The 22,339-nt window shown below is 61.4% G+C and carries 24 protein-coding genes and 1 tRNA gene; 15 read left to right on the forward strand and 10 right to left on the reverse strand.

What is annotated here, in order from left to right:
• The first annotated feature begins 254 nt into the window (after positions 1-254).
• The gene (locus A4A58_RS30735) at positions 255-401 is read left to right on the forward strand and encodes a hypothetical protein (protein ID WP_158005649.1); all 147 of its coding nucleotides are present in this window, start codon (positions 255-257) and stop codon (positions 399-401) included.
• 114 nt (positions 402-515) lie between these two features.
• Here A4A58_RS30735 and infC read toward each other — a convergent pair whose 3' ends face one another.
• Positions 516-1,055, reverse strand: coding sequence for a translation initiation factor IF-3 (gene infC / locus A4A58_RS05305; protein ID WP_086936983.1), 540 nt, complete (start codon positions 1,053-1,055; stop codon positions 516-518).
• Positions 1,056-1,378: 323 nt separating this feature from the next.
• Here infC and A4A58_RS05310 point away from each other — a divergent pair, with 323 nt between their 5' ends.
• Positions 1,379-2,161, forward strand: a complete 783-nt coding sequence (locus A4A58_RS05310) for an alpha/beta hydrolase (RefSeq protein ID WP_068730284.1) — start codon at positions 1,379-1,381, stop codon at positions 2,159-2,161.
• Between the two features lie 67 nt (positions 2,162-2,228).
• Positions 2,229-2,699, forward strand: coding sequence for a nuclear transport factor 2 family protein (locus tag A4A58_RS05315; RefSeq protein WP_068730285.1), 471 nt, complete (start codon positions 2,229-2,231; stop codon positions 2,697-2,699).
• Here the strand turns inward: A4A58_RS05315 and queG are convergent.
• Positions 2,659-3,894, reverse strand: coding sequence for a tRNA epoxyqueuosine(34) reductase QueG (gene queG / locus A4A58_RS05320; RefSeq protein ID WP_068730286.1), 1,236 nt, complete (start codon positions 3,892-3,894; stop codon positions 2,659-2,661). The two genes, A4A58_RS05315 and queG, sit on opposite strands and share 41 nt — an antisense overlap.
• Complete coding sequence (locus tag A4A58_RS05325; RefSeq protein WP_068730287.1) at positions 3,843-4,535, reverse strand: glutathione S-transferase family protein; 693 nt, start codon at positions 4,533-4,535, stop codon at positions 3,843-3,845. Before A4A58_RS05325 ends, queG begins: the two co-directional genes overlap by 52 nt.
• A gap of 205 nt (positions 4,536-4,740) precedes the next feature.
• Here A4A58_RS05325 and A4A58_RS05330 point away from each other — a divergent pair, with 205 nt between their 5' ends.
• The gene (locus tag A4A58_RS05330; protein ID WP_192855881.1) at positions 4,741-5,550 is read left to right on the forward strand and encodes an undecaprenyl-diphosphate phosphatase; all 810 of its coding nucleotides are present in this window, start codon (positions 4,741-4,743) and stop codon (positions 5,548-5,550) included.
• 111 nt (positions 5,551-5,661) lie between these two features.
• Here A4A58_RS05330 and A4A58_RS05335 read toward each other — a convergent pair whose 3' ends face one another.
• Positions 5,662-6,630, reverse strand: a complete 969-nt coding sequence (locus A4A58_RS05335) for a complex I NDUFA9 subunit family protein (protein WP_068730288.1) — start codon at positions 6,628-6,630, stop codon at positions 5,662-5,664.
• Between the two features lie 163 nt (positions 6,631-6,793).
• Here A4A58_RS05335 and A4A58_RS05340 point away from each other — a divergent pair.
• Positions 6,794-6,880 (forward strand) — tRNA-Leu (locus A4A58_RS05340).
• A 144-nt stretch (positions 6,881-7,024) separates the two neighbouring features.
• Here the strand turns inward: A4A58_RS05340 and A4A58_RS05345 are convergent.
• The 3 genes from A4A58_RS05345 to A4A58_RS31415 all read right to left on the reverse strand — a co-directional run bounded on the left by A4A58_RS05345 (position 7,025) and on the right by A4A58_RS31415 (position 9,153).
• A complete protein-coding gene (locus tag A4A58_RS05345; protein WP_068730289.1) occupies positions 7,025-7,660 on the reverse strand; it encodes a 2-dehydro-3-deoxy-6-phosphogalactonate aldolase in 636 nt (211 codons plus the stop codon).
• Positions 7,657-8,580 (reverse strand): 2-dehydro-3-deoxygalactonokinase, encoded by a 924-nt coding sequence (locus A4A58_RS05350; RefSeq protein ID WP_433993605.1) that lies wholly within the window; start codon positions 8,578-8,580, stop codon positions 7,657-7,659. The genes A4A58_RS05345 and A4A58_RS05350 overlap by 4 nt, the downstream gene beginning before the upstream one ends.
• 114 nt (positions 8,581-8,694) lie before the next feature.
• Positions 8,695-9,153, reverse strand: a complete 459-nt coding sequence (locus tag A4A58_RS31415; RefSeq protein WP_433993606.1) for a hypothetical protein — start codon at positions 9,151-9,153, stop codon at positions 8,695-8,697.
• Between the two features lie 224 nt (positions 9,154-9,377).
• Between A4A58_RS31415 and A4A58_RS30740 the strand changes: the two genes are divergently transcribed.
• From A4A58_RS30740 to A4A58_RS05385, 7 genes are read left to right on the forward strand one after another with little or no spacing between them, the layout of a single operon-like run.
• Entirely contained in the window at positions 9,378-9,524 is a 147-nt protein-coding gene (locus A4A58_RS30740; RefSeq protein ID WP_158005650.1) for a hypothetical protein, read from the forward strand.
• A gap of 10 nt (positions 9,525-9,534) precedes the next feature.
• Positions 9,535-9,624 carry a K(+)-transporting ATPase subunit F gene (locus A4A58_RS05360; protein ID WP_081421711.1) on the forward strand — a complete coding sequence of 30 codons (90 nt, stop codon included), beginning with the start codon at positions 9,535-9,537 and terminating at the stop codon, positions 9,622-9,624.
• Positions 9,625-9,652: 28 nt separating this feature from the next.
• The gene (kdpA, locus tag A4A58_RS05365) at positions 9,653-11,356 is read left to right on the forward strand and encodes a potassium-transporting ATPase subunit KdpA (RefSeq protein ID WP_068730292.1); all 1,704 of its coding nucleotides are present in this window, start codon (positions 9,653-9,655) and stop codon (positions 11,354-11,356) included.
• Positions 11,357-11,376: 20 nt separating this feature from the next.
• Positions 11,377-13,500, forward strand: a complete 2,124-nt coding sequence (gene kdpB, locus A4A58_RS05370; RefSeq protein ID WP_068730484.1) for a potassium-transporting ATPase subunit KdpB — start codon at positions 11,377-11,379, stop codon at positions 13,498-13,500.
• Positions 13,501-13,511: 11 nt separating this feature from the next.
• Positions 13,512-14,117 (forward strand): K(+)-transporting ATPase subunit C, encoded by a 606-nt coding sequence (locus A4A58_RS05375; protein WP_068730293.1) that lies wholly within the window; start codon positions 13,512-13,514, stop codon positions 14,115-14,117.
• A 40-nt stretch (positions 14,118-14,157) separates the two neighbouring features.
• Positions 14,158-16,878 (forward strand): sensor histidine kinase, encoded by a 2,721-nt coding sequence (locus A4A58_RS05380; protein ID WP_068730294.1) that lies wholly within the window; start codon positions 14,158-14,160, stop codon positions 16,876-16,878.
• Positions 16,875-17,564 carry a response regulator gene (locus A4A58_RS05385; protein ID WP_068730295.1) on the forward strand — a complete coding sequence of 230 codons (690 nt, stop codon included), beginning with the start codon at positions 16,875-16,877 and terminating at the stop codon, positions 17,562-17,564. Before A4A58_RS05380 ends, A4A58_RS05385 begins: the two co-directional genes overlap by 4 nt.
• Before the next feature lie 27 nt (positions 17,565-17,591).
• Here the strand turns inward: A4A58_RS05385 and A4A58_RS05390 are convergent, their stop codons facing one another.
• Positions 17,592-18,131: a MarR family winged helix-turn-helix transcriptional regulator gene (locus tag A4A58_RS05390; protein ID WP_158005651.1), complete on the reverse strand. Its 540-nt coding sequence runs from the start codon at positions 18,129-18,131 to the stop codon at positions 17,592-17,594.
• 202 nt (positions 18,132-18,333) lie between these two features.
• Between A4A58_RS05390 and A4A58_RS05395 the strand changes: the two genes are divergently transcribed.
• The 3 genes from A4A58_RS05395 to A4A58_RS05405 are packed head-to-tail and all read left to right on the forward strand — an operon-like array spanning position 18,334 to position 20,819.
• The gene (locus tag A4A58_RS05395; protein ID WP_244499668.1) at positions 18,334-18,864 is read left to right on the forward strand and encodes a flavin reductase family protein; all 531 of its coding nucleotides are present in this window, start codon (positions 18,334-18,336) and stop codon (positions 18,862-18,864) included.
• A 50-nt stretch (positions 18,865-18,914) separates the two neighbouring features.
• Positions 18,915-20,414, forward strand: a complete 1,500-nt coding sequence (locus tag A4A58_RS05400; protein WP_068730297.1) for a 4-hydroxyphenylacetate 3-hydroxylase family protein — start codon at positions 18,915-18,917, stop codon at positions 20,412-20,414.
• Between the two features lie 24 nt (positions 20,415-20,438).
• A complete protein-coding gene (locus tag A4A58_RS05405; protein WP_068730298.1) occupies positions 20,439-20,819 on the forward strand; it encodes a cupin in 381 nt (126 codons plus the stop codon).
• Between the two features lie 33 nt (positions 20,820-20,852).
• Here the strand turns inward: A4A58_RS05405 and A4A58_RS05410 are convergent, their stop codons facing one another.
• The gene (locus A4A58_RS05410; protein WP_068730299.1) at positions 20,853-21,671 is read right to left on the reverse strand and encodes an NYN domain-containing protein; all 819 of its coding nucleotides are present in this window, start codon (positions 21,669-21,671) and stop codon (positions 20,853-20,855) included.
• A gap of 92 nt (positions 21,672-21,763) precedes the next feature.
• Entirely contained in the window at positions 21,764-22,336 is a 573-nt protein-coding gene (locus A4A58_RS05415; protein WP_068730300.1) for a TetR/AcrR family transcriptional regulator, read from the reverse strand.
• Positions 22,337-22,339: the final 3 nt, after the last annotated feature.

Below are 22,339 nucleotides of genomic sequence, written 5' to 3' on the forward strand. Positions count from 1 at the left end.
CGTTGCGTCGGCTAAAATGCTCGTTAGAGCGTTGAAAATGCTCAACTAACTGCCGTTTGCGGGAAGTCAGCACAGTCGTCGACACGGCAGCCCTTAATCAGCCGGGCGACGAAGGTTGCGCTTATGGCAGAGGAATGCTCCGATGGCAACGATTAACGCGGCTCAACACTCTGTTTAGCGCATGGCTTCAGACTGGTCCGACGCGCCCCGGATGCCTATGTGATCCGGACCAGAGAAACAGAGGGACGACGACAATGGCCCGGAATGCACGTGCCGCCGCAAGGGCGGTTGCCATCCAGCAAGATGCTGCTGCTCAGACCGCTATCCGCTGGATGTTCGCAGCCGCTGGCCTCGCCGCGGCTCTCGCGCTGGCCGGTGCACTCGCCCTCATTTCGGGCTGAGCCGTCCAGCTCCGAACGATTTCTGAATACTCTCCCAAAGAAAAAGGCCCGCCAGAAATCTGACGGGCCGAAATTCCTGATTGCCAACCTCGTTAAGGTCAGTCGGCGCTGTGATCAGCGTGGTGCGAGCACCATCACCACCTGACGACCTTCGAAGCGCGCGTCCTGCTCCACCTTGGCGTATTCGGCGACGTCTGCTTTGACCTTGTCGAGCAGCTTGGTACCGATTTCCTGGTGCGCCATTTCGCGGCCACGATAGCGCAAGGTGATTTTGACCTTGTCGCCTTCTTCGAAGAAGCGCTGCATTGCGCGCATTTTGACGTCGTAGTCATGATCATCGATCATCGGGCGGAGCTTGATCTCCTTGATTTCGACGATCTTCTGCTTCTTGCGGGCCTCGGCGGCCTTCTTCTGCGCCGAATACTTGAACTTCCCGTAGTCCATGATCTTGCAGACGGGGGGGCTCACATTCGGCGAAATCTCGACCAGATCCATACCGGCTTCCATCGCCATCTTGATCGCAGCAATGGTTTCCACGGTGCCGTGGTTGAGGCCGGTCTGATCAATCAGCTGGATCTGCAGATTGCGAATTTCATCGTTGGTGCGCGGCCCGTCTTTTGTTGCGGCGGGCGGGGCTCTGTTGGGACGGCGAATGGGTAACTCTCCAATGTTGTTTAGGAAGGCCGCAGTGTGAAGGAATAAGGTGTTTCGAGCAAGCAAACTCACGCAACGCAGCGGCAAATCACTCAAATACGAGGCAATTTCGTCACGCGAAAGGTCATAGGCGTCGTACACCGCTGACCTTGCTCAAATAGAGTTCCCCGGCCCGTTCTGCAAGCCGTGGTTGACAGGAGCGTAACGCGGTATCGAGGCGGACGTTCCCGGGATGATATGGACGTTGAGGGATCGACGTTGACGATCCCGACCTGCTCAATCAAACAGCAAGCGGCATTTCAGGGTCGAGCAAGGATGGTTTGATGAGCACAACGGTATCGACCGACCCCACTTTCATCCCGGTAGGTACAGGCAGTAGCCGCCGCCAGATCGCCATCCGGGTCCGCGATGGCGCCGCTCCGGGCCTGTTCTGGATGAGCGGCTTCAAATCCGACATGCAGGGTAGCAAGGCGGTGGCGCTCGATGCCTGGGCCGCTGACCATGGCCGTGCCTGCGTGCGTTTCGATTATTCCGGCCATGGCGAATCCGGCGGCGATTTCGTCGATGGCACCATCGGCCAATGGCTGGAGGATAGCCTCGCGGCGTTCGATGCGGCCTGCCAGGGTCCGCAGGTGGTGATCGGCTCGTCGATGGGCGGCTGGATGGCGTTGCTGCTGGCGCGCGCGCTGGCCCGACGCGGCAAAGTGGGGCGCGCGACGCTGAAGGGCCTGGTGCTGATCGCGCCGGCGCCGGATTTCACCGAAGAGCTGATGTGGAAAGGCTTCTCGCCGGAAATCCGCGCGGAGATCGAGACCACCGGCCAATGGCTGCGCCCGTCGGAATATGGCGAACCCTATCCGATCACACGGCAGTTGATCGAAGAGGGGCGCAATCATTTGCTGCTTGGCAGCGCGATCGATGTCGGTTGCCCCGTGCGGATTTTGCAAGGCAGGCAGGACCCCGACGTGCCCTGGCAGCACGCTTTCCGCCTTGCCGAACGGCTGCCGAGCGAGGATGTGGTGCTGACCATGATCCAGGACGGCGACCATCGGCTGTCGCGCCCGCAGGACATTGCGCGACTATTGTCGGCTGTGGCGGAGTTTTGATTGCATCACCCGCGCCGTTGAATAGGCTCGCCTGAAAAGAGCGATCAATCAGCGGGAGGAACTGGGGATGGATGCCACGGCGATGCTGCGCGCATTTTGCGATGCCGTTGAACAGCGTGACGGCCAGAGCTTCGCTGCGCTGTTCACCGAGGACGGCGTCTACCACGACGTCTTCTATGGCGCCTTCGAAGGCCGCGCCAAAATCGCCGACATGGTCGACGACTGGTTCTACCGGACCGCGGAAGACTTTCGCTGGGACATGCATGCGCCGGTGAGCGACGGTGCCACGCTCTATGCGCGCTACACGTTCAGTTATCGCTCGAAACTCCCGGAAGCCAATGGCGGCCGCGCGATGTTCGAGGGCGTTGCGATCATGACGCTGCGCGACGGCAAGATCGTGAGCTATCACGAAGTGGCCAATACGGCACCGGCCTTCGTCGATCTGCACTTCGCGCCTGAACGCATCGCCAAGATCGTCGGCAAGCAGAGCGCTGCACTCAAAGCGCGGCCGGAGATGGTGCGACATCTGACGAACTGAGCGCAAGCTGCCATTCGTCGTTCACGCTCTCATCCTTTTCAGCGTCGCCGAGTTGCGTGGCCAGCGCAGCAAATTCGTCTGCGGGCATTAGTTGCGACAGCGCCCATATCGCTGCCCCGCGCACCACAGGACTTTTATCGCCCAGCAGCTGCTGCGCATCGCTTACCAGTGATAGGTCGTTCGAATTGCCGATGGCGATCAGCACATTGCGAATGAAGCGGTTGCGGCCAATGCGCTTCACGGGTGACTTCGTAAAGAACGCGCGGAAAGCCGCATCGTCGAGCTTCGCAAGTTCGGCCAGCGACGGCGCGCGCAACTCGTCGCGTGCGGCGAGTTTGATCTCGCGGCCTTCCTGGGCGAATTTGTTCCACGGGCAGGCAGCGAGGCAATCATCGCAGCCATAGATGCGATTGCCCATGGGTTTGCGAAATTCGTGCGGGATCGGGCCTTTGTTCTCGATCGTGAGATAGGAAATGCAGCGCCGCGCATCGAGTTTGTAGGGCGCGGGAAAGGCCGCGGTCGGGCAACTGTCGAGGCAGGCCTGGCACGAGCCGCAGTGATCGATGGTGCGCGCATCGCGCGGCAGTTCGAGCGTGGTGAAGATCGCGCCGAGAAACAGCCACGAGCCGAATTCGCGCGAGACGAGATTGGTATGCTTGCCCTGCCAGCCCAATCCTGCAGCGCCGGCGAGCGGCTTTTCCATCACGGCAGCCGTATCGACAAACACTTTCACATCGCCGCCGGCTTGCGCGATCAGCCAGCGCGCCAGCAGCTTCAGGCGCTTCTTGATGAGGTCATGATAGTCGTCGCCGCGGGCATAGACCGAGATCGCGGCATGCGAGCGCTGCTTCAGAATCTCAAGCGGGTTCTCGTCGGGTCCGTAATTGACGCCGAGCATGATGACGGAGCGAACGTCCTGCCACATCACTTTGGGATCTGCGCGGCGGTTGGGATTGTCGGCAAGCCACTCCATGTCACCATGGGCGCCGGCATTGAGAAATTCCTGCAGCCGTTCGCGTACGCCGGCGATGGAATCGGGGTCCGTGATCCCGATTGAATCAAAGCCGAGCGCCCGCGCCTCGCGCGCCAGCCTGTCCCTGAGATCGATGGGAAGCGCGACGCGTTCGTCGTCAGCGGATGTGCTCAGAAATCGAGATCCACATAGGTCCGCGATGCCGGCACGCCCGCCAGCCACTCGCTCAGCAGCGGTCGGAACGACGGACGGGATTTCACCCGCGCGTACCACGCTTTCGCTGCGTCGTCCTCGCTCCATGGAACATCGCCCAGATAGTCGATCGCCGACAGATGAGCTGCCGCGACCAGATCCGCATAAGTCAGTCGGTCACCGGCCAGAAAATTGCGTGTCCGCGCCAGCCAGCCGATATAGGCCAGATGATAGCGCACATTTGCGGTGGCTGCGCGAATCACATCCATCGCCGGGGCGCCGCCGCCGACCTCTTCGCTCATGAAGCGCTTGTAGATGCGCTCGGTGACCAGTGGACCGGAGGCTTCCTCGAAGAATTTCTCGTTGAACCAAGCCATCAGCCGGCGCACTTCGATGCGTTCCGCCATCGCGACAGGCAGCAGGCGGCGATCGCCCATCTCCGGTCCATGGGTCTCGTCGATATATTCCGCAATGATCCCGGCGCCAGGAATGGGCGGGAAACCATCGGTGAGCAGTACAGGCGTAGTTCCCGCAGGATTGAGCGCCAGAAATGCCTCGCGCCGATCCCACGGCCGCTCGTCCACCAGTGTGAGGTCGAGTCCGTATTCGCCGAGTACGAGACGAATGAAGCGGGAATGCGGACAGAACGAGTGATGGTAAAGCGTGTACATGCGGGCCTTGATAGTTATGCGGTCGTTAAGAAAGCGTCTCGGTTGCGTCGGTGGTAAAAGTGTCACGCGGCGCGCGCCAAACTAGCGAAGCTTGGCTCTGAGGCAACCCGCGAATGTGATGGTATTTGCGATTGCAGCAATGAAGGGAATAGGCGAGAAGAACCCGGCTTTTTCAGGCCCACACTGACGAAGGACAGATAAGCAGATGATGTCTGATGCGATAAGGGCGGTGATTCTCGGCATTGTCGAGGGCGTCACCGAATTCCTGCCGGTTTCCTCGACGGGGCATCTGCTGCTCGCGGAACGATTCTTCGATCTGGGTGAGGACAATTTCTGGAAGAGCTTCGCCGTGCTGATCCAGCTCGGCGCCATTCTGGCGATCCTTGCACTTTACTTCGGCAAGTTGTGGCATATCGCGCTGAACCTGTTCAAAGGCGACGCTGCGGCGCGCCGTTTCGTGATTGGCGTGCTGGTCGCGTTCCTGCCTGCCGCGATCATTGGGGCTGTCGCCGGCGGCTACGTCAAAAGCTATTTGTTCAATCCGTGGGTCGTGTGCTTTTCGTTGATTGTCGGCGGAGCGATCCTGCTCTGGGTCGATCAGCTCGATCTTGAACCCGTACATCACGATGCCACGACGTTCCCGTTGCCGATGTATCTTAAGATCGGCTTGGCGCAATGCGTGGCGATGATTCCCGGCGTGTCGCGCTCCGGCGCCACCATCGTCGGTGCCATGCTGCTCGGCGCCGAGAAGCGTGCAGCGGCGGAGTTCTCGTTCTTCCTGGCGATACCGACCATGGTCGGCGCTTTCGTCTACGATCTCTACAAGAGCCGCGCCGATCTCTCGGTCGATCACGGCATGATCATCGCCATCGGTTTTGTGGTGTCGTTCATCACCGCGATCATCGTGGTGAAGAGCTTTCTCGGCTACGTGACCCGCCATGGCTTCGCGTTGTTCGCATGGTGGCGCGTGATCGTCGGTACGCTCGGGCTGATCGCGCTGGCGCTGGGCTACTGAGGCGAGGCAGTTCGTGGAATGGGCAAAGGCGCTCTTGCGCCGTGCCCACAAATTTTCAGCACACCTGAAGGGTGGGTGGGCTTCGCTTGGCCCACCTTATGATGTCGCGCTTTAATTCATGCCGTTATGCGCGAACTGGCCGGTGGCGCGGAAGCGCCAGAGATATTGTGGCGCAATCGCTTCCAGCGAATCAGCGGCAATACCCAGGCCGTCCAGCGTCAGACCGGCGACCTTGGCGGCTTCCGACACCACATTGTCGACACCAAGCATGGCGACCTGATCCGGCGTCAGCTTGAAGTCGCCCGGGGCGAATTGCAGGAAATAGGACTGCAGCTTGGCGATGGCCGTCGGCACCGGCAGCGTCATGCGCTTGCGCTCGATGGTCGCGAGGATGATGTCGATGATTTCACTCATCGTCAGCACTTCCGGGCCGCCGAGTTCATAAGTGGCGCCCGGCCTGGTCTTGCCGTCGACGGCATCAGCCGCAGCCTGGGCGACATCACCCACATAGACCGGCTGCATCTTGGTCGTGGCGCCGAACACCGGCATCACCGGGGCCATCCGGGCGAGATTGGCAAATCGATTGGTGAACTGATCCTCGGGGCCGAACACGATCGACGGGCGCAGGATGGTCGCGGAAGGCACAGCCGCCAGCACGGCCTGCTCGCCGGCCGCCTTGGCACGGGCATAGGCCGATTCGGAATCAGCATTGGCGCCGATGGCCGAAAACTGCACCATCCGCGCGCCGATCTCGGCGGCAGCCTGCGCCACCGCGCCGGCGCCCCGCGCCTGCACGGCATCAAAGGTCTGCGCGCCGCTTTCGGTCAGGATACCCACCAGATTTACGACGATGCTGGCGTCGCGCATTGCGGCCTTGACCGAGGCCGGGTGGCGCAGATTGGCCTGAACGATGTTGATCTGTCCGACACGGCCAAGCGGCTGCAGATGGCCGGCCAGCTCGGGACGGCGCACGGCGACCCTGATCCGGTATTCGCGTTTGGCCAGCGCGCGGACCACATGGCGTCCCACGAAGCCTGATCCGCCGAAAACCGTAACGAGGGTGTCGATGGGGGCAGCCATGAATCAGTTCCTTGAGTCAGTCATGCAAGGGCAAAACGGGGGAATTTAGACCAATTCGCGATACGCCAACGCGTGGGGCCTGTACAGCGGATTTGGAATTGAACGAAGCAATTTGACAAGCGCGTAACGGCCCCCTACTAACCGCGCCACGTGCCTCGCACGTGCCCAGGTGGCGGAATTGGTAGACGCGCTGGCTTCAGGTGCCAGTGGCTTAACGGCCGTGAAGGTTCGAGTCCTTTCCTGGGCACCACGGTGCTCCTAAGTCTCTGATATTCAGAGCAATTCAATGAATTTGACAGTTTGGGGCTGCGCGGTCGATGCATGCGGGCGCAGAGGTGTTCCTGCCTTGCCGCCGCGAAGCGCGCCAACCGCGAACAGACATTGCGCTCTGCTTCTAGCGGGCCATCGCCTGATCATAAGCCACGACAGATGCCTGCGCAGTCGCCTTCACCTCGATAGCGCTCATTCCAGGCCGGTACAGGCTGCTGCCAAGGCCGAAGACCTGTATGCCGGCGGTGATATAGTCCGCGAAATTCCGGTCGGAAACACCACCAACAGCCCCGATCACGGCATCCCTGGGCAGAACCGCGCGAATGGCGGCGATGCCGGACGGCCCGAGGATCGACGCTGGAAAGAATTTCAGGGCGGACGCACCGGCGCGGAGCGCGAGGAAAGCTTCGGTCGGCGAAAACACGCCGGGCATCGTGACCATGCCGCGGCTCGCCGCCACCGCCAGCACATCGACATCGACATTCGGGCTCACCATCAGACGCCCGCCGACATCGGCGACGCGGGCGCAGTCATTCGCGGTGAGGATGGTGCCGGCGCCGATCAGGGTGTCGTTGCCAAATCGTTTGCAAATCCGCGCGATGGAATCGAACGGATCGGGCGAGTTCAGCGGTACTTCAATCATCTCGAAGCCGGTGTCGATCAACGTCTCGACGATGCCCTCCACTTTGTCGGGCTGCACGCCGCGCAGGATGGCGACGAGCGGACGCTTCACGGTGGGCCAACGGATTGGCTGGTTCATGTGAACTGAGCTCCCCACAGATGGATTGCGGCCTTGGTCAGGCCGTGTTGCGACGCGCGTTCGGCATCAACGATGGTGACATCGAAGCCGGCAGCCGCAAGTGCCGACGCATAGAGATCCTTGAGCGCGCCGGCGCCGATCAGGCGCACCGGATGCCGCGTGCCATAGCGCGATCCGGCATCGGCGATTTCGGTGCCGATCAGGAGGCCCGACAGGCGTGCCGTGCCATCCGCCTGCTGCTGGAAGCCGAGCAGTTGCGCCGCGCGCAAGCTGAAGAGTGAAGCAGTCAAGCCTGCCGGCGCATCGAGCGCGCGTTGCAGGCCATCGCGGAACGCGTCATTCGCGGCGGGCGACGGCGCGTCGTGATCCACAGCGTGTTTCAGGATGCTGTGTTGAGTGATGACCGAAAAGAGCTCGCCGGTCATATAGGTCGTGAATGACACCACGCTGCCGGACTCGATCCAGACCCATTTGCTGTGCGTGCCGGGAATGCAGACCAGACCGGTGAAGCCGGGCTCGGTCACGCCGAGCAGTTGCGTCTCTTCGCCGCGCATGACGTCGGGCGCCGCGGCGTCGGCTTGGGCGATGCCTGGCAGGATACGCACGTCGCCTTGCGTGTCGACACGCTGCGCACCGTCGTGCAAGGCGTCGAGCCGTGTCGGTGTGTGCAGATAGGGCGCCTCGATCCAGCCCTGCCGTGCGCCGGCCATGCCACAGATCAGCACGGGCAGGTTCTGCATTCCGCCAAGTCTGGCAAGGTGATCAGCAAGAACCGGAGCGAAGCCGGCAGTCGCGCAATGCAGCATGCCTTCAGGCCCGCGGGTTTCCGCAAGCGCATTGCCGTCGGCAGTCATTAACCAGCCGCGAAAGCTGCTGGTGCCCCAATCGACTGCAACGAAAGCCGGTTTGCCTGCTGTCACGTTTTGCTCCGGCTTCTCATGGCACGAATTCGTACCGAGCATAGCCGAAAGCGTCGCTGTTGGAAGGCTGTTCGCGGCGGTCGAGCTACAGCATTTCGCACCGACCCTCTTCGCTTAACAGTAATTCTCACACAGCATCGGCTCGAAATCGGTGGGTTGGATTGCGCGCACCGGCGCTTGCGTCAGATGCGGCGTGCCTCCGCGGCTAACAACGGCGCGAAATGCATTCAGGATCGCCGTCGCCATGTCTGGGTGATGCGTCTCGACGGCGCTGTCCAGCCAGTCTGGAAGGTCACGCTGGTTCGAGAGAGCGCAATGCCATTCACCTTCGTCATAAGCGAGACGGCGCAGCTGCCAACGCGGCAGTTCGATGGCGATCAGGGCAAGCGCTGCATCGGTCCAGGCGCCGGCGGCGACCAGACCATCGAGGCGCTGGGCTTCCGCGGTGCGACGCATGGCGGGCAGGCGCTTGCAGGTGGTGAGGCAGATCGCGGTGAAGGTCGTAGCATCGAGCGGAGCCGTTTCGGATGGCGCTTCGGAAGGGGGCGTTCGCTGAATCGAGATGAACGACATGACGGGTCTCCATGAACAGCGCGATCTCGGGAAGACCGCACCGTGCAATATCCGTAGTCCGTCATTTGAATACGAGGCAGCTTCGGGCACGAAGATATAAAGGCTGCATAAGCGCCCGAGGACTGGCGGTGCACGCGCATGCGCTTCCCCGCGTCTTTATGAGATTCCTATAAGTTCGCTGCTGGCCTCATCTCGAAAACCTACGTCCTGAATGGCACCTGATCGTGCATCGGGCGCGAGAGCCGTTTGCTCTCCGCCGCCTGCAGCCAGTGCATCAGGAGCTTCCCATGCTGGACGTCGTCATGCTGGCCCTCGGGCTCGGCTTTTTCATTCTCACGCTGGGCTACGCCTATGCCTGCGAGCGGTTGTGAGGAGCGCATCATGATTTTCGATTACACGCTCGCCGGCTTCGTGTCCGCGGCATTGCTGATTTACCTCACTTACGCGCTGCTGCGGCCCGAGCGGTTCTGAGCGTGCGCACTCCAAAAGGTCCACTGACATGACAACAATTGGCTGGATTCAAATCGCTTTGTACTGCGGGGTGGTTCTCGCGCTGGTGAAGCCGCTCGGCGGCTACATGACATCCGTTTTCAATGGAGAGCGTACTTTTCTCTCTCCCATTCTGCGGCCGGTCGAGGCCGGTCTGTACTGGATCGGTGGTGTCGACGAGAAACGCGAGCAGCACTGGCTGACCTATACGGTCGCCATGCTGCTCTTTCACGTGGTCGGCTTCCTCAGTCTCTACGCAATCATGCGGCTGCAGGCTGTGCTGCCGTTCAATCCTGCGGGGCAATCCGCGGTCGCCGAAGATCTCTCCTTCAACACCGCGATCTCCTTCGTCACCAACACCAACTGGCAGAACTACGGCGGCGAAAGCACGATGTCGTATCTGACCCAGATGCTGGGTCTGACGGTGCATAACTTCCTGTCGGCTGCCGCCGGCATTGCATTGGCGGTTGCGCTGATCCGCGGCTTTGCAAGGTCGTCGATGCGCACCATCGGCAATTTCTGGGTCGATATCACCCGTTGCACGCTCTATGTGCTGCTGCCGATCTGTATCGTCTACACGCTATTCCTGATCTGGCAGGGCATGCCGCAGACGCTCGGCGCCTATGTCGATGCGACGACGCTGGAAGGCGCCAAACAAACGATCGCGGTTGGTCCCGTCGCGTCGCAGGTCGCCATCAAGATGCTCGGCACCAATGGCGGCGGCTTCTTCAACGCCAATGCTGCGCATCCGTTCGAGAATCCAACCGCGCTGTCGAATTTCATCCAGATGATCTCGATCTTCGCGCTGGGTGCGGCGATGACCAATGTGTTCGGCCGTATGGTCGGCAACCCCAGACAGGGCTGGGCGATCCTGGCCGTAATGGGCGTGCTGTTCATTACCGGCGTCGCCATCACCTATGGCGCCGAAGCATCCGGCACCACAGGCCTGAATGCACTTGGTCTCACCGGCGGTAATATGGAAGGCAAGGAGCTGCGCTTCGGCATCGTCGCGTCCAGTCTGTTCGCGGTCATCACGACGGCGGCGTCCTGCGGCGCGGTCAATGCGATGCATGACTCGTTTACAGCGATTGGCGGCATGATCCCGCTGATCAACATGCAGCTCGGCGAGATCATCGTCGGCGGCGTCGGTGCCGGTCTCTATGGCATGCTGCTGTTCGTCGTGCTGGCGATCTTCGTCGCCGGTCTGATGGTTGGCCGCACGCCGGAATATGTCGGCAAGAAGATCGAGGCGCGCGAAGTAAAGATGGCGATGCTCGCCATTCTCGTGTTGCCGCTGATGTATCTCGGCTGGACCGCGGTGGCGGTGGTGCTGCCTTCGGCGGTGGCGTCGATGGCCAATGCCGGGCCGCATGGCTTCACCGAGGTGCTCTACGCCTTCACCTCGGCCACCGGCAATAACGGCTCGGCGTTCGGCGGGCTCACCGGCAACACCTTCTTCTACAACCTCACACTGGCGAGCTCGATGTTCGTCGGCCGCTTCTTCATGATCGTGCCGGCTATGGCGCTGGCCGGATCATTGGCCGCGAAGAAGTCGATCCCGGCATCGGCCGGCACCTTGCCGACCACCGGCGGATTGTTCGTCGGCCTCGTCATAGGCGTGATCCTGATTATCGGCGGTCTCACCTTCTTCCCGGCGCTCGCGCTCGGGCCGATCGTCGAGCACCTCGCGATGACCGCCAGCACCCTGTTCTGATTGGATTCGGAGTTATGTCCATGGAAACGTTGAAACTGCAGAAGCGGGTACCGGTCTCGGCCATGCTCGATTCGAAAATCGTCATCCCAGCCATCGGCTCGGCTTTCAAAAAGCTCGATCCGCGGCTGATGATTAAGAATCCCGTGATGTTCGTCGTCGAGGTCGTCGCCGCACTCACCACGGTGATCTTCATCAAGAACGTCATCATGGGCGGGAGCGATCTGGGATTTGCGTTCCAGATCATCCTCTGGCTCTGGTTCACGGTGCTGTTCGCCAACTTTGCCGAAGCCGTCGCCGAAGGCCGCGGCAAGGCGCAGGCGGAATCGCTGAAGAAGACCCGAACCGAAAGCCAGGCCAAGCTGCTCACTGGCAGCGACAGCGGCGACAAGAGCTACCGCATGGTCTCGGGCACTAGCCTGAAGGTCGGCGATGTCGTTCTGGTGGAAGCCGGCGACAACATCCCGTCCGACGGTGAAGTGATCGAAGGCGTGGCTTCAGTTAATGAGGCGGCGATCACCGGCGAGTCCGCACCTGTCATTCGTGAATCCGGCGGCGATCGCTCGGCGGTCACCGGCGGCACGCAGGTGCTGTCCGATTGGATTCGCGTCCGCATCACTGCGGCGCAGGGCTCGACCTTCATCGATCGCATGATCAAGCTGGTGGAAGGCGCCGAGCGGCAGAAGACGCCGAACGAGATCGCGCTGAACATTCTGCTGGTTGGCCTCACCATCATCTTCGTGTTCGCGACGGTGACGATCCCGAGCTATGCAGCCTATGCCGGCGGTTCGATCTCGGTGGTGGTGCTGGTGGCTTTGTTCGTCACGCTGATTCCGACCACGATCGGTGCGCTGCTGTCGGCCATCGGCATTGCCGGCATGGACCGTCTGGTGCGCTTCAATGTGCTGGCGATGTCCGGCCGCGCGGTGGAGGCCGCCGGCGACGTCGATACGTTGTTGCTGGACAAGACCGGCACCATCACGCTCGGCAACCGTCAGGCGACAGCCTTCCGTCCGGTGCGCGGCGTGACCGAACAGGAACTGGCCGATGCGGCGCAGCTTGCATCGCTCGCGGACGAAACCCCGGAAGGCCGCTCCATCGTCGTCCTGGCCAAGGAGAAATACGGTATCCGCGGCCGCGACATGGCCGAACTGTCAGCGACTTTCGTGCCGTTCACCGCACAGACCCGGATGAGCGGTGTCGATGCCGGTGGCTCGTCGGTCCGCAAGGGCGCGGTGGATTCGATACTCGCTTACGTCAACGGTGGCGCGTCGTTCGCCGTGGCGTCCGGCAACACTGTGCGTGCGATGCAGCCAGCCGCGATGTCGGACACGGCACGTGAAATCCAGGCGATCTCCGACGAGATTGCAAAGGGCGGCGGCACCCCGTTGGCGGTCGCGCGCGATGGCAAGCTGCTCGGCGTCATCCATCTGAAGGACATCGTGAAGGGCGGCATCCGTGAGCGCTTCGCCGAGCTACGCCGCATGGGCATCCGCACCATCATGATCACCGGCGACAATCCGATGACCGCTGCAGCCATCGCAGCCGAAGCCGGCGTCGATGATTTCCTGGCGCAGGCGACACCCGAGGACAAGCTGCAGCTCATCCGCGACGAGCAGGCCAAGGGCAAGCTGGTCGCGATGTGCGGTGACGGCACCAACGACGCGCCGGCACTGGCGCAGGCCGATGTGGGCGTTGCCATGAACACCGGCACGCAGGCGGCGCGCGAAGCGGGCAACATGGTCGACCTGGACTCCAATCCGACCAAGCTCATCGAGGTCGTCGAAATCGGCAAGCAGCTCCTGATGACGCGGGGTGCGCTGACCACGTTCTCGATCGCCAATGACGTGGCGAAATACTTCGCCATTATCCCGGCGATCTTCCTCGCTTTCTATCCGCAACTTGAGGCGCTCAATGTCATGAAGCTGGCGAGCCCGCAGAGCGCCATCCTGTCAGCCATCATCTTCAACGCGATCATCATCATCGCGCTGATCCCGCTGGCCCTGAAGGGCGTCGCCTATCGTCCGATCGGCGCCGGCGCACTGCTCGGCCGCAATCTTCTGATCTACGGCCTTGGCGGCATCATCGTTCCGTTCATCGGTATCAAGGCGATCGACCTTATCGTCACCGCCCTGCACCTGGTTTGAGGAGTTACGTTATGTTGAGAGAAATTCGCCCGGCTATCGTTCTGCTGCTCGGCCTCACTGCCATCACCGGTCTCGGCTATCCGCTCGCGATGACGGGCATTGCCGGGGCGATCATGCCGAGCCAGGCGCAAGGCAGCCTCATCGAACGGGACGGCAAGGTCGTCGGTTCGTCCCTGATTGGTCAGGAATTCAAGGGCGAGGAATACTTCCACGGCCGCCCGTCGGCGACTTTGGGTCCGGACCCGCAGGATTCCACCAAGACAGTGCCGCAGCCTTACAACGCCATCAACTCGATGGGCTCCAATCTTGGCCCGACCAGCAAGGCGCTGATCGACCGCGTGAAGGAGGACGTCGAGAAACTGAAGGCGGAGAACCCGTCGATGCCAGTGCCGATCGATCTCGTCACCACCTCGGGCAGCGGTCTCGACCCGAACATTTCGCCCGAGGGGGCGCTGTTTCAGGTGCCCCGCGTCGCCAAGGCGCGCAAGCTGCCGGAGGATCGCGTCCGCCAGCTGGTGACAGAGAAGATCGAGGGCCGCTTCGGTGGTCTGCTCGGCGAACCGCGTGTTAACGTTCTTGCCTTGAATCTCGCGCTGGACGCCGCCTCACCGAAGTAGGCCGTCTAGGCCCAAGCCCTGGCGGAGACTATATTGCCTTATGGCAAATCAGCGCCGCGATCCTGATCAACGACCTTCGCCTGAGGCGTTGCTGGAAACAGCAAGGCGCGAGGAGGGTGTGGCCGGGCGGCTGAAGATCTTCGTCGGCGCCGCCCCCGGCGTCGGCAAGACTTATGAGATGCTGCAGAGCGCCCATGCCAGGCGCAAGGCGGGCGTCGATGTGGTGGTGGGCGTGGTCGAGACCCATGGCCGGGCTGAAACCGAGGCGCTCGTGGCGGGTCTCGAGGTGATCCCGCGGCGGCGTTTCGACTACAAGGATCAGCATCTCGAGGAGATGGATCTCGACGCGCTGATCGCGCGGCGGCCCCGGATAGCGCTTGTCGATGAACTTGCTCATACCAATGCGCCCGGCAGCCGCCATCCCAAGCGTTATCTCGACGTCGCGGAATTATTGGCCGCAGGGATCGACGTCTACACGGCAGTCAATATTCAGCACATCGAAAGCCTGAATGATGTGGTCGCCCAGATCACTCATGTGCGGGTGCGCGAGACCGTGCCGGATTCGGTATTCGATCGTGCAGACGCCATCGAGCTGATCGACCTCACCCCGGACGATCTGATCCAGCGCCTGAAGGAAGGCAAGGTCTATGTTCCCAAACAGGCCGAGCGTGCACTGGAGCATTACTTCTCGCCCGGCAATCTCACGGCATTGCGTGAGCTGGCGTTGCGCCGCACGGCGGATCGCGTCGATGAGCAATTGCTCACTCACATGCAGGCCAATGCCATCGCCGGTCCATGGGCTGTCGGCGAGCGTATTCTGGTCTGTATCAGTGAAGACCCGCGCTCGGCCGGGCTGGTCCGCTACACCAAGCGTCTCGCGGATCGGCTGCATGCACCGTGGACGGCGGTCAGTATCGAAACGCGGCGCAGCCTTCAACTCACCGAGGAACAGCGCGACAGGCTGGCCGATACGCTGCGGCTTGCCGAGGCGCTTGGCGCCGAAGCGCTGACGATTCCAGGCGCAGGCCGGCGCATCGCCGACGATCTGCTCGGCTATGCGCATGCCAATAACGTCACCCAGATCGTGATTGGCAAGGCGTCGCGGTCGTGGTGGTTCGAGCTGGTGCGCGGTTCGGTGGTGCACGATCTCGTCAGGCGCGCCGGCAATATCAGTGTGCATGTGATCGCCGGCGATGCGTTGTCGACGGAGCCGGCTGCGAAACGTGCGCAGATGACCGATCGCGTCGAGCCGTTCGATGCAAAGCCCTATATTGCGGCGCTGGCCGTCGTGGCGGTGGCTCTTGGGGCCGCAACGCTGCTGCGTCCGATCTTCGGTATCGAGAATGTCGATCTGATGTTTCTCACCGCCGTGGTCGGCGTTGCTGTGCGCTTTGGTCTGTGGCCTTCGCTGCTGGCGAGCGTCGTGGCATCGCTGAGCTATAACTTCTTCTTCCTGCCGCCGGTCTATACGCTCACCATCACCGATCCGACCAATGTGGCGGCCTTCTTCTTCTTCATGCTGATCGCCATTCTGGTTTCCAATGTCGCGGCGCGGGTGCGCACTCAGGCCGTCTCGGCCTTCGGCCGCGTGCGGACAACCGAGTCGCTCTATGCGTTCAGCCGCAAACTCGCCGGCACCGCTGCGCTCGACGACGTGCTGTGGGCGAGCGCGTATCAGATCGCATTGATGCTGAAGGTGCGGGTTGTGCTGCTGCTGCCGGAGCAGGGCGTAATCGCCGTCAAAGCGGGCTATCCTCCCGAGGACGAATTGGACAAGGCGGATCTGGCCGCAGCCAACTGGGCCTGGAGCAATGATCGCCCGGCTGGCCGTGGCTCCGAGACATTGCCTGGCGCGAAGCGGCTGTTTCTCCCGATGCGCACCGGCCGTGGGCCGATCGGCGTGATCGGGATCGATGACGATCGCACGGGTCCGCTGCTGACGCCGGACCAGCGCCGGTTGCTGGATGCGCTTGTGGATCAGAGCGCACTCGCCATCGAGCGCGTGCAACTTGTGGAAGATATGGACCGTGCTCAGCGTAACGTCGAATCCGACCGGTTGCGTCAGGCGCTGCTGACCTCAATCTCGCATGACCTGAAGACGCCGCTGGCCTCCGTGCTTGGCGCGGCCTCCACACTGCGTGATCTGTCGCCGAAGCTCACCGAGGCTGAAAAAGCCGATCTGCTCGGTACGGTGATCGACGAATCCGAACGGCTGAACCGCTTCATCGCCAATCTGCTTGATATGACCAAGCTGGAATCCGGTGCAGTCGTTCCCAACACAACACTGCACGATCTCGCGGAGATCGTCGGCAGCGCGCTGCGCCGGGCCGGCAAGATTCTCGTCAGGCATCGCATTGCGCTCGATCTGGCGCCGAACCTGCCCATGCTGGAGCTCGATGCGGTGTTGTTCGAGCAGGCACTGTTCAATCTGCTCGACAATGCCGCGAAATATGCCCCGGATGACACGACCATCACGATCAGGGCCATACGCGATGCGGACTCAGTCTCGCTGCAGGTGACGGACGAGGGGACGGGCATTCCACCCGCCGATCTCGAGCAGGTGTTCGACAAGTTCTACCGCGCCAGCAAGGGCGATCACGTCAGGGCGGGTACCGGCCTCGGTCTTGCGATCTCGCGGGGCTTCATTGAGGCTATGCATGGCACGATCTCGGCCACAAATCGCGCCGACCGCAGTGGCGCCGTGCTAACTATCCGCCTTCCCATCCCGCCGGCCTCCGAAGCTCTGGACACCGCCGCATGAATACCGCTGCCATCAAGGTTCTGGTCATCGATGATGAGCCGCCGATCCGCAAATTGCTGCGCATGGGCCTCAGTACCCAGGGCTATGACGTCCTTGAGGCCAGCAATGGCAAGATCGCGCTGGAGAAACTGGCGGAGAAGCCCGCTTTGATCATTCTCGATCTGGGCCTGCCGGACATTCAGGGCCACGATCTGCTGCAGATGATTCGCGCCCGCGACGACGGTGTGCCGATCGTGGTGCTGTCCAGCCGCGGCGATGAAGCCGGCAAGGTGCAGGCGCTCGATCTCGGTGCAGACGACTATCTCACCAAGCCGTTTGGCATGGATGAGTTGCTGGCGCGGATGCGGGCCGCTCTCCGGCATCAGCTGCAGGTTCATGGCGAGCGGCCGGTATTCCGCTCCGGGGAATTGTCGGTCGATCTGGTGCGCCGGATCGTGAAGGTCGGCGACCGCGACGTGAAACTATCACCGAAGGAATATGAGCTGCTGCGTGTCCTGGTGCAGCATGCCGGCAAGGTGCTGACTCACCGGTTTCTGCTGAAGGAATTGTGGGACGAGCTCACCGACGCGCAATATCTACGCGTTTATGTCCGCCAGCTGCGTCAAAAGATCGAGCTTGATCCGGAGCGCCCGCAATTCGTTCTGACCGAAACGGGTATCGGCTATCGGCTGCGTGCCGGCGAATAGCCAGCGACAAACCCGCCAAACAGCAGGTTATTTGGTCTGCCGGGCGACCGATGCCGGTGCGTTGTAATCCAGCAGCCGGATCGCCTCGTCGGCGGCTTCCACCATCTCCGACATCAGCTTGCGCGTTCGCTCGAAATCCGCAGCGGACATGCTGCGAAACAGCATGTCATTCACCGGACGCTGGACGGGTGCCAGTTCATTGAGCAACGCACGCGCTTTCGGCGTGATGGTCAGGATGACGCGGCGACGGTCTTCCTCGTCGGTCTCTTTCTCGACAAGGCCGTTTGATACCAGCTTGTTGATCTCGATGGTAATGAACGCGCCGCTGAAGTGCAGATGCTCGGCGACCTGATTGACGCCGATCTTCTCATCTGTGCCGCTCAAATGAGCAATGGCGATCAGCACGGTGTATTGCGTGCCGGACAGGCCGATCACTGCGCCGAGTTGCCCGCGCACAGCCTGAAGCCGCGCCGAAAACGCCAATGTGTCATGGACAAATTGGCGGAAAGCCCGATCCGATCCGTCGACCATCAATTGTGGCCGCGAAATCGTCGGTTCTACCTTCATTTTACGTGATTTGCTCTTAATCGCCATCAGGTCCCCGCACACCTATGAGTCGTATAGCGGCGGCGTTACGCACAAACAAGTTGGAACCAGTGCGTTTTGATAGCAGGCCAGCCATGCTTGACAGCGCGCTCTTTCGTTCGATAATATAGCTTTGTTATAAAGCTAATGCGCGTCGTTCAGATTTCGCGATCAGGAGATGACCATGGGCGCCACTGCGGACGTGGATCCCCGCGCCTTCCGACGGGCGCTCGGACAGTTTGCCACCGGCGTCGCCGTGATCACGGCCGAAGCGGCCGATGGCCAGGCAATCGGCTTGACCATGAGTTCGTTCAACTCGGTCTCGGTGGACCCACCGCTGATCCTGTTCTCGATCGACCGCAAGGCCTTCAGCCTCAAGGCGATGACCGAGGCCAAGGGTTATGCCGTGAACATCCTCGGCCGCGACCAGGAGCATCTGTCGAACAAGTTCGCCAGGGCGCTCGGCGACAAGTGGGCGGCGGTCGAACATACGCTGGGCCATGAGGCGGCGCCCCTGATCGCGGGCGCGCTCGCACACTTCGAATGCGCGCCATACGCGCAATATGATGGCGGGGACCATCTGATCTTCGTCGGCCGAGTGGTGAAGTTCAGTGCCTATCCGGCCAACGAGCCGTTGGTCTTCTTCCGCGGGGCCTATCGCAGCCTCGCAAGTACCGAGCGCAGCCCGGAATGGCCGCTGCCGATGCACTACTGAAATAACGCACCTGAAATGCTACCCATGACTGAAAGTGACCGAGGCAACCCATGATCAAGACCGGCGAACAGCACATCGCGAGTCTGCGCGACGGCCGTGAAATCTATCTCGATGGTGAGCTGGTGGATGACGTGACCACCCATCCGGCGTTCCGGGGTGTGGTGGCCTCAATCGGGCGGATGTTCGATTTCCAGAGCGCGCCGGAAAATCGCGAGCTGATGACTTTCGAGACCGAGACCGGCATCCGCGCCAACCGGATCTGGGAATTGCCCGGCAGCTATGATGCGCTGATTAATCGCCGCCGCGGCCTGGAGGCCTGGACCGAGCTGCATGCCGGCTTCATGGGTCGCGCGCCGGATCACGTCGCCTCCTGCATCGCCGGTATGTATATGGGCGTCGAGGTATTCGAGGCCTACGACAAGGCACGCGCCAAGGCATTGGCGGATTACTATCGCTACGCCCGCGACAACGACCTCTACCTCACTTACGTGATCATCAACCCGCAGGCCGACCGCTCCAAGAGCGCCGCCGAGCAAGCCGATCCGTTCCTGTCGGCAGGCGTGGTGTCGCGCGATGCCGAGGGTCTGACGATCCGTGGCGCCAAGATGCTGGCCACCGGCGGCATCATGGCCAATGAGGTGTTCGTCACCTGCATCCAGCCGCTGCAGCCCGGCGACGAGAAATATGCGGTGTCCTTCGCGATTCCGATGAACACTAAGGGTCTGAAGGTCCTGTCGCGCAAGTCCTATGAAGCCGCGTCGCCATCGGTGTTCGACAATCCGCTGTCGAGCCGCTTCGATGAAAACGATGCTGTGCTGTATTTCGATGACGTGAAGGTGCCGTGGGATCGCGTGTTCATCGTCGATGACATCGCGATGTGCCAGAAACAGTTCCACGCGACCCCGGCGCATGTGTACCAGAACTACCAGGCCATGATCCGGCTGTCGGTGAAGCTGCGCTTCCTGATCGGCATCGCGTATCGCACTGCTGAGACCAACGGCATTGCTGGCTTCCCGCAGGTGAAGGAAATGCTCGGCCAGCTCGCTGCCGAAGTATCGATGGTCGAGGCCTTCGTGGTGGCGATGGAGACCAAGGGTACGCAGCGCGGCGCCTATTATGTGCCTGACCGGGCGATGCTGTATTCGGCGCAGGTTTTGACCCAGCAGCTCTATTCCAAGATCATCAATACGCTGCGTGAGCTCGCCGGCGGCGGCATGATCATGCTGCCATCCTCGGTGAAGGACTTCGCCAATCCGGAACTGGCGCGCCTGATCGGCAAGACCCAGCAGTCGCCGGCGGCCAGCGCGACCGAAAAGGTCAAGTTTTACAAGCTGGCCTGGGATGCGGTTGGCTCCGAATTCGCCTCGCGTCACTCGCAATACGAGATGTTTTTCGCCGGCGCGACCTTCGTCACCAAGGGCCATGCCTTCCGCACTTATGACTGGATGAGGTCGGCGGCGTTGCTCGACAAGATGCTGTCCAGCTATGACCTTGCCGATGAAGTCTCCACCTCAACGGCGCCGGCTACCTCGCCTCGCGCTGTCGCTTGATCTGTCCCCTCAGGAACACTGACCATGGCCATCAATAAACTTCACGATGAATTCCGTACCGTCGATATGTCTTCGGGATGGGAGACGCCCGCGGGCTATCCGGCCGGCATCCAGCAGAAGATCCTGTCGGGCGCGCTCGACGAGGTGAACAAGCGTGGCAGCCGCACCCGCCTGTTGCGCTTCGAGCCGGGCGTTTACACCACCGAGCCGTTCGTGCACGAATATTGGGAAGAAGTGTTTCTATTCACCGGCGACCTGATCGTCGGCAATGACAAGCAGGGCAACGGTGGCGAATCCTTCCAGCCGAACACCTATGCTTGCCGCCCGCCCGGCGCCTATCACGGTCCGTTCAAGTCGGTCGGCGGCTGTGTACTGATGGAGATCCACTATTTCGACCCAGCCTGATAGAGCACTGCCAAGTCCTGATCAGGATAGCCGTCAGCTCTGGCTGGCGGCTTTCTCGCGCGCATCCCTGGCTTTTCTTGCCCGTATTGACGTTCTCTTCGGAGCATTCGCCTTAGGAGGCTTCGCTTTGGCCTTGGCTCGTACTCTCAGGCGGCCAGTTTCGGTCTTCTCGATCTCGAATATTTCAGTCTTGCGCACGAGATCGCTCAATTTTCTGAAACCATAGGTCCGGACATCGAAATCAGAAACGAAGTTCGGCAGTTGCTCGCCCATGCGGTCCAGGCTGACCCAGCCTTCCTCGTTGCTGAGTTGCGCAACGACCTTTTCCAGAATGGGAACGGCCGCAGCAGGGTTTTTGAGGGCAACGGCTTTTGGGGGCTGTTCTGTAGTAGCCGCGGCGCGGTCGGGGATCAGATTTTCCGTATAAATGAACCGGCGACAGGCCTGCCGAAAGCTTTCCGGCGTTCTCTGATTGCCGAAGCCGTAGACGTCCGCTCCCTGCTCCCGCAGTCGTGAGGCGAGGCGGGTAAAATCGCTGTCGGAAGAAACAAGGCAAAAACCGTCGAAGCGTCCACTATGCAGCAGGTCCATCGCGTCGATGACGAGCGCGATGTCGGATGCGTTCTTGCCTTTTGTATATGCGAATTGCTGATACGGATCGACGGCGTATTTCTGCAGGATATCGGCCCAGGACTTGAGCTGTTGGCTCGAAAAATCGCCGTAGATCCGGCGAACGCTGGCTTCTCCGAATTTGGAAACTTCCTCGAACAGTCCGGCGGCAATCTGAGGCGATGTATTGTCGGCGTCAATCAAGACCGCGAAACGCGGCAGGCGTTGCTGTTGAACCTTCATCTGCTACTTCCATCTTCGCGGGATGAACGTGCTTGCGAATGTGTCAGCTTTCCGCAAATGACGAAACGACTTTCAAGGATTCTGCGATCCCGTCACGCCTCGCGCAGCAGTAACCGGATGGCTTTCTCCGCGCGGTGCATCGGCTCCAGGCTGCGATAGGTCCGTGCCAGCAGCAGCGCCCCCTCGAGCTGGCTCAATGCCGCTGTTGCAATGACCTCGGCATCATCAGCCGGTCGTCCGAATCGCTCCAGTCCCTTTTTGATCTCGGCTTCCCACTTCTGGAATGCGTTTCTGGTCGCGGCGCCCAGCACGTCGGACTGCGCAGCGGTCTCCAGCGCCGTGGTGGCGATCGGGCACCCCTCCTTGAAATCCGAAGTCTCGAGATCCGCGGCCATGCCGCGCGCAATCCGGATCAGGAAGGTTTCGGCATCCTCCGACGTCTCGGCCGCGCCGGCGATTGCCTTGCGCACCGCCTCGCCGGCCAGCGTCAGCGCGGTCTCGCCGATCTCTTCCTTGCCGCCCGGAAAATGAAAATACAGCGAGCCGCGGGGCGAGCCGCCGGCGGCCAGAATGTCGTGCAATGCGGTGCCGTGGTAGCCCTGCTGGCGAAACAGCTTTGCTGCGGCAGCAAGCGTTTTCCCTTTTGAATCAGTAGCTTTTGCCATACC

This window comes from Tardiphaga robiniae (genome assembly GCF_001618955.1).
GTDB lineage: Bacteria > Pseudomonadota > Alphaproteobacteria > Rhizobiales > Xanthobacteraceae > Tardiphaga > Tardiphaga robiniae_A.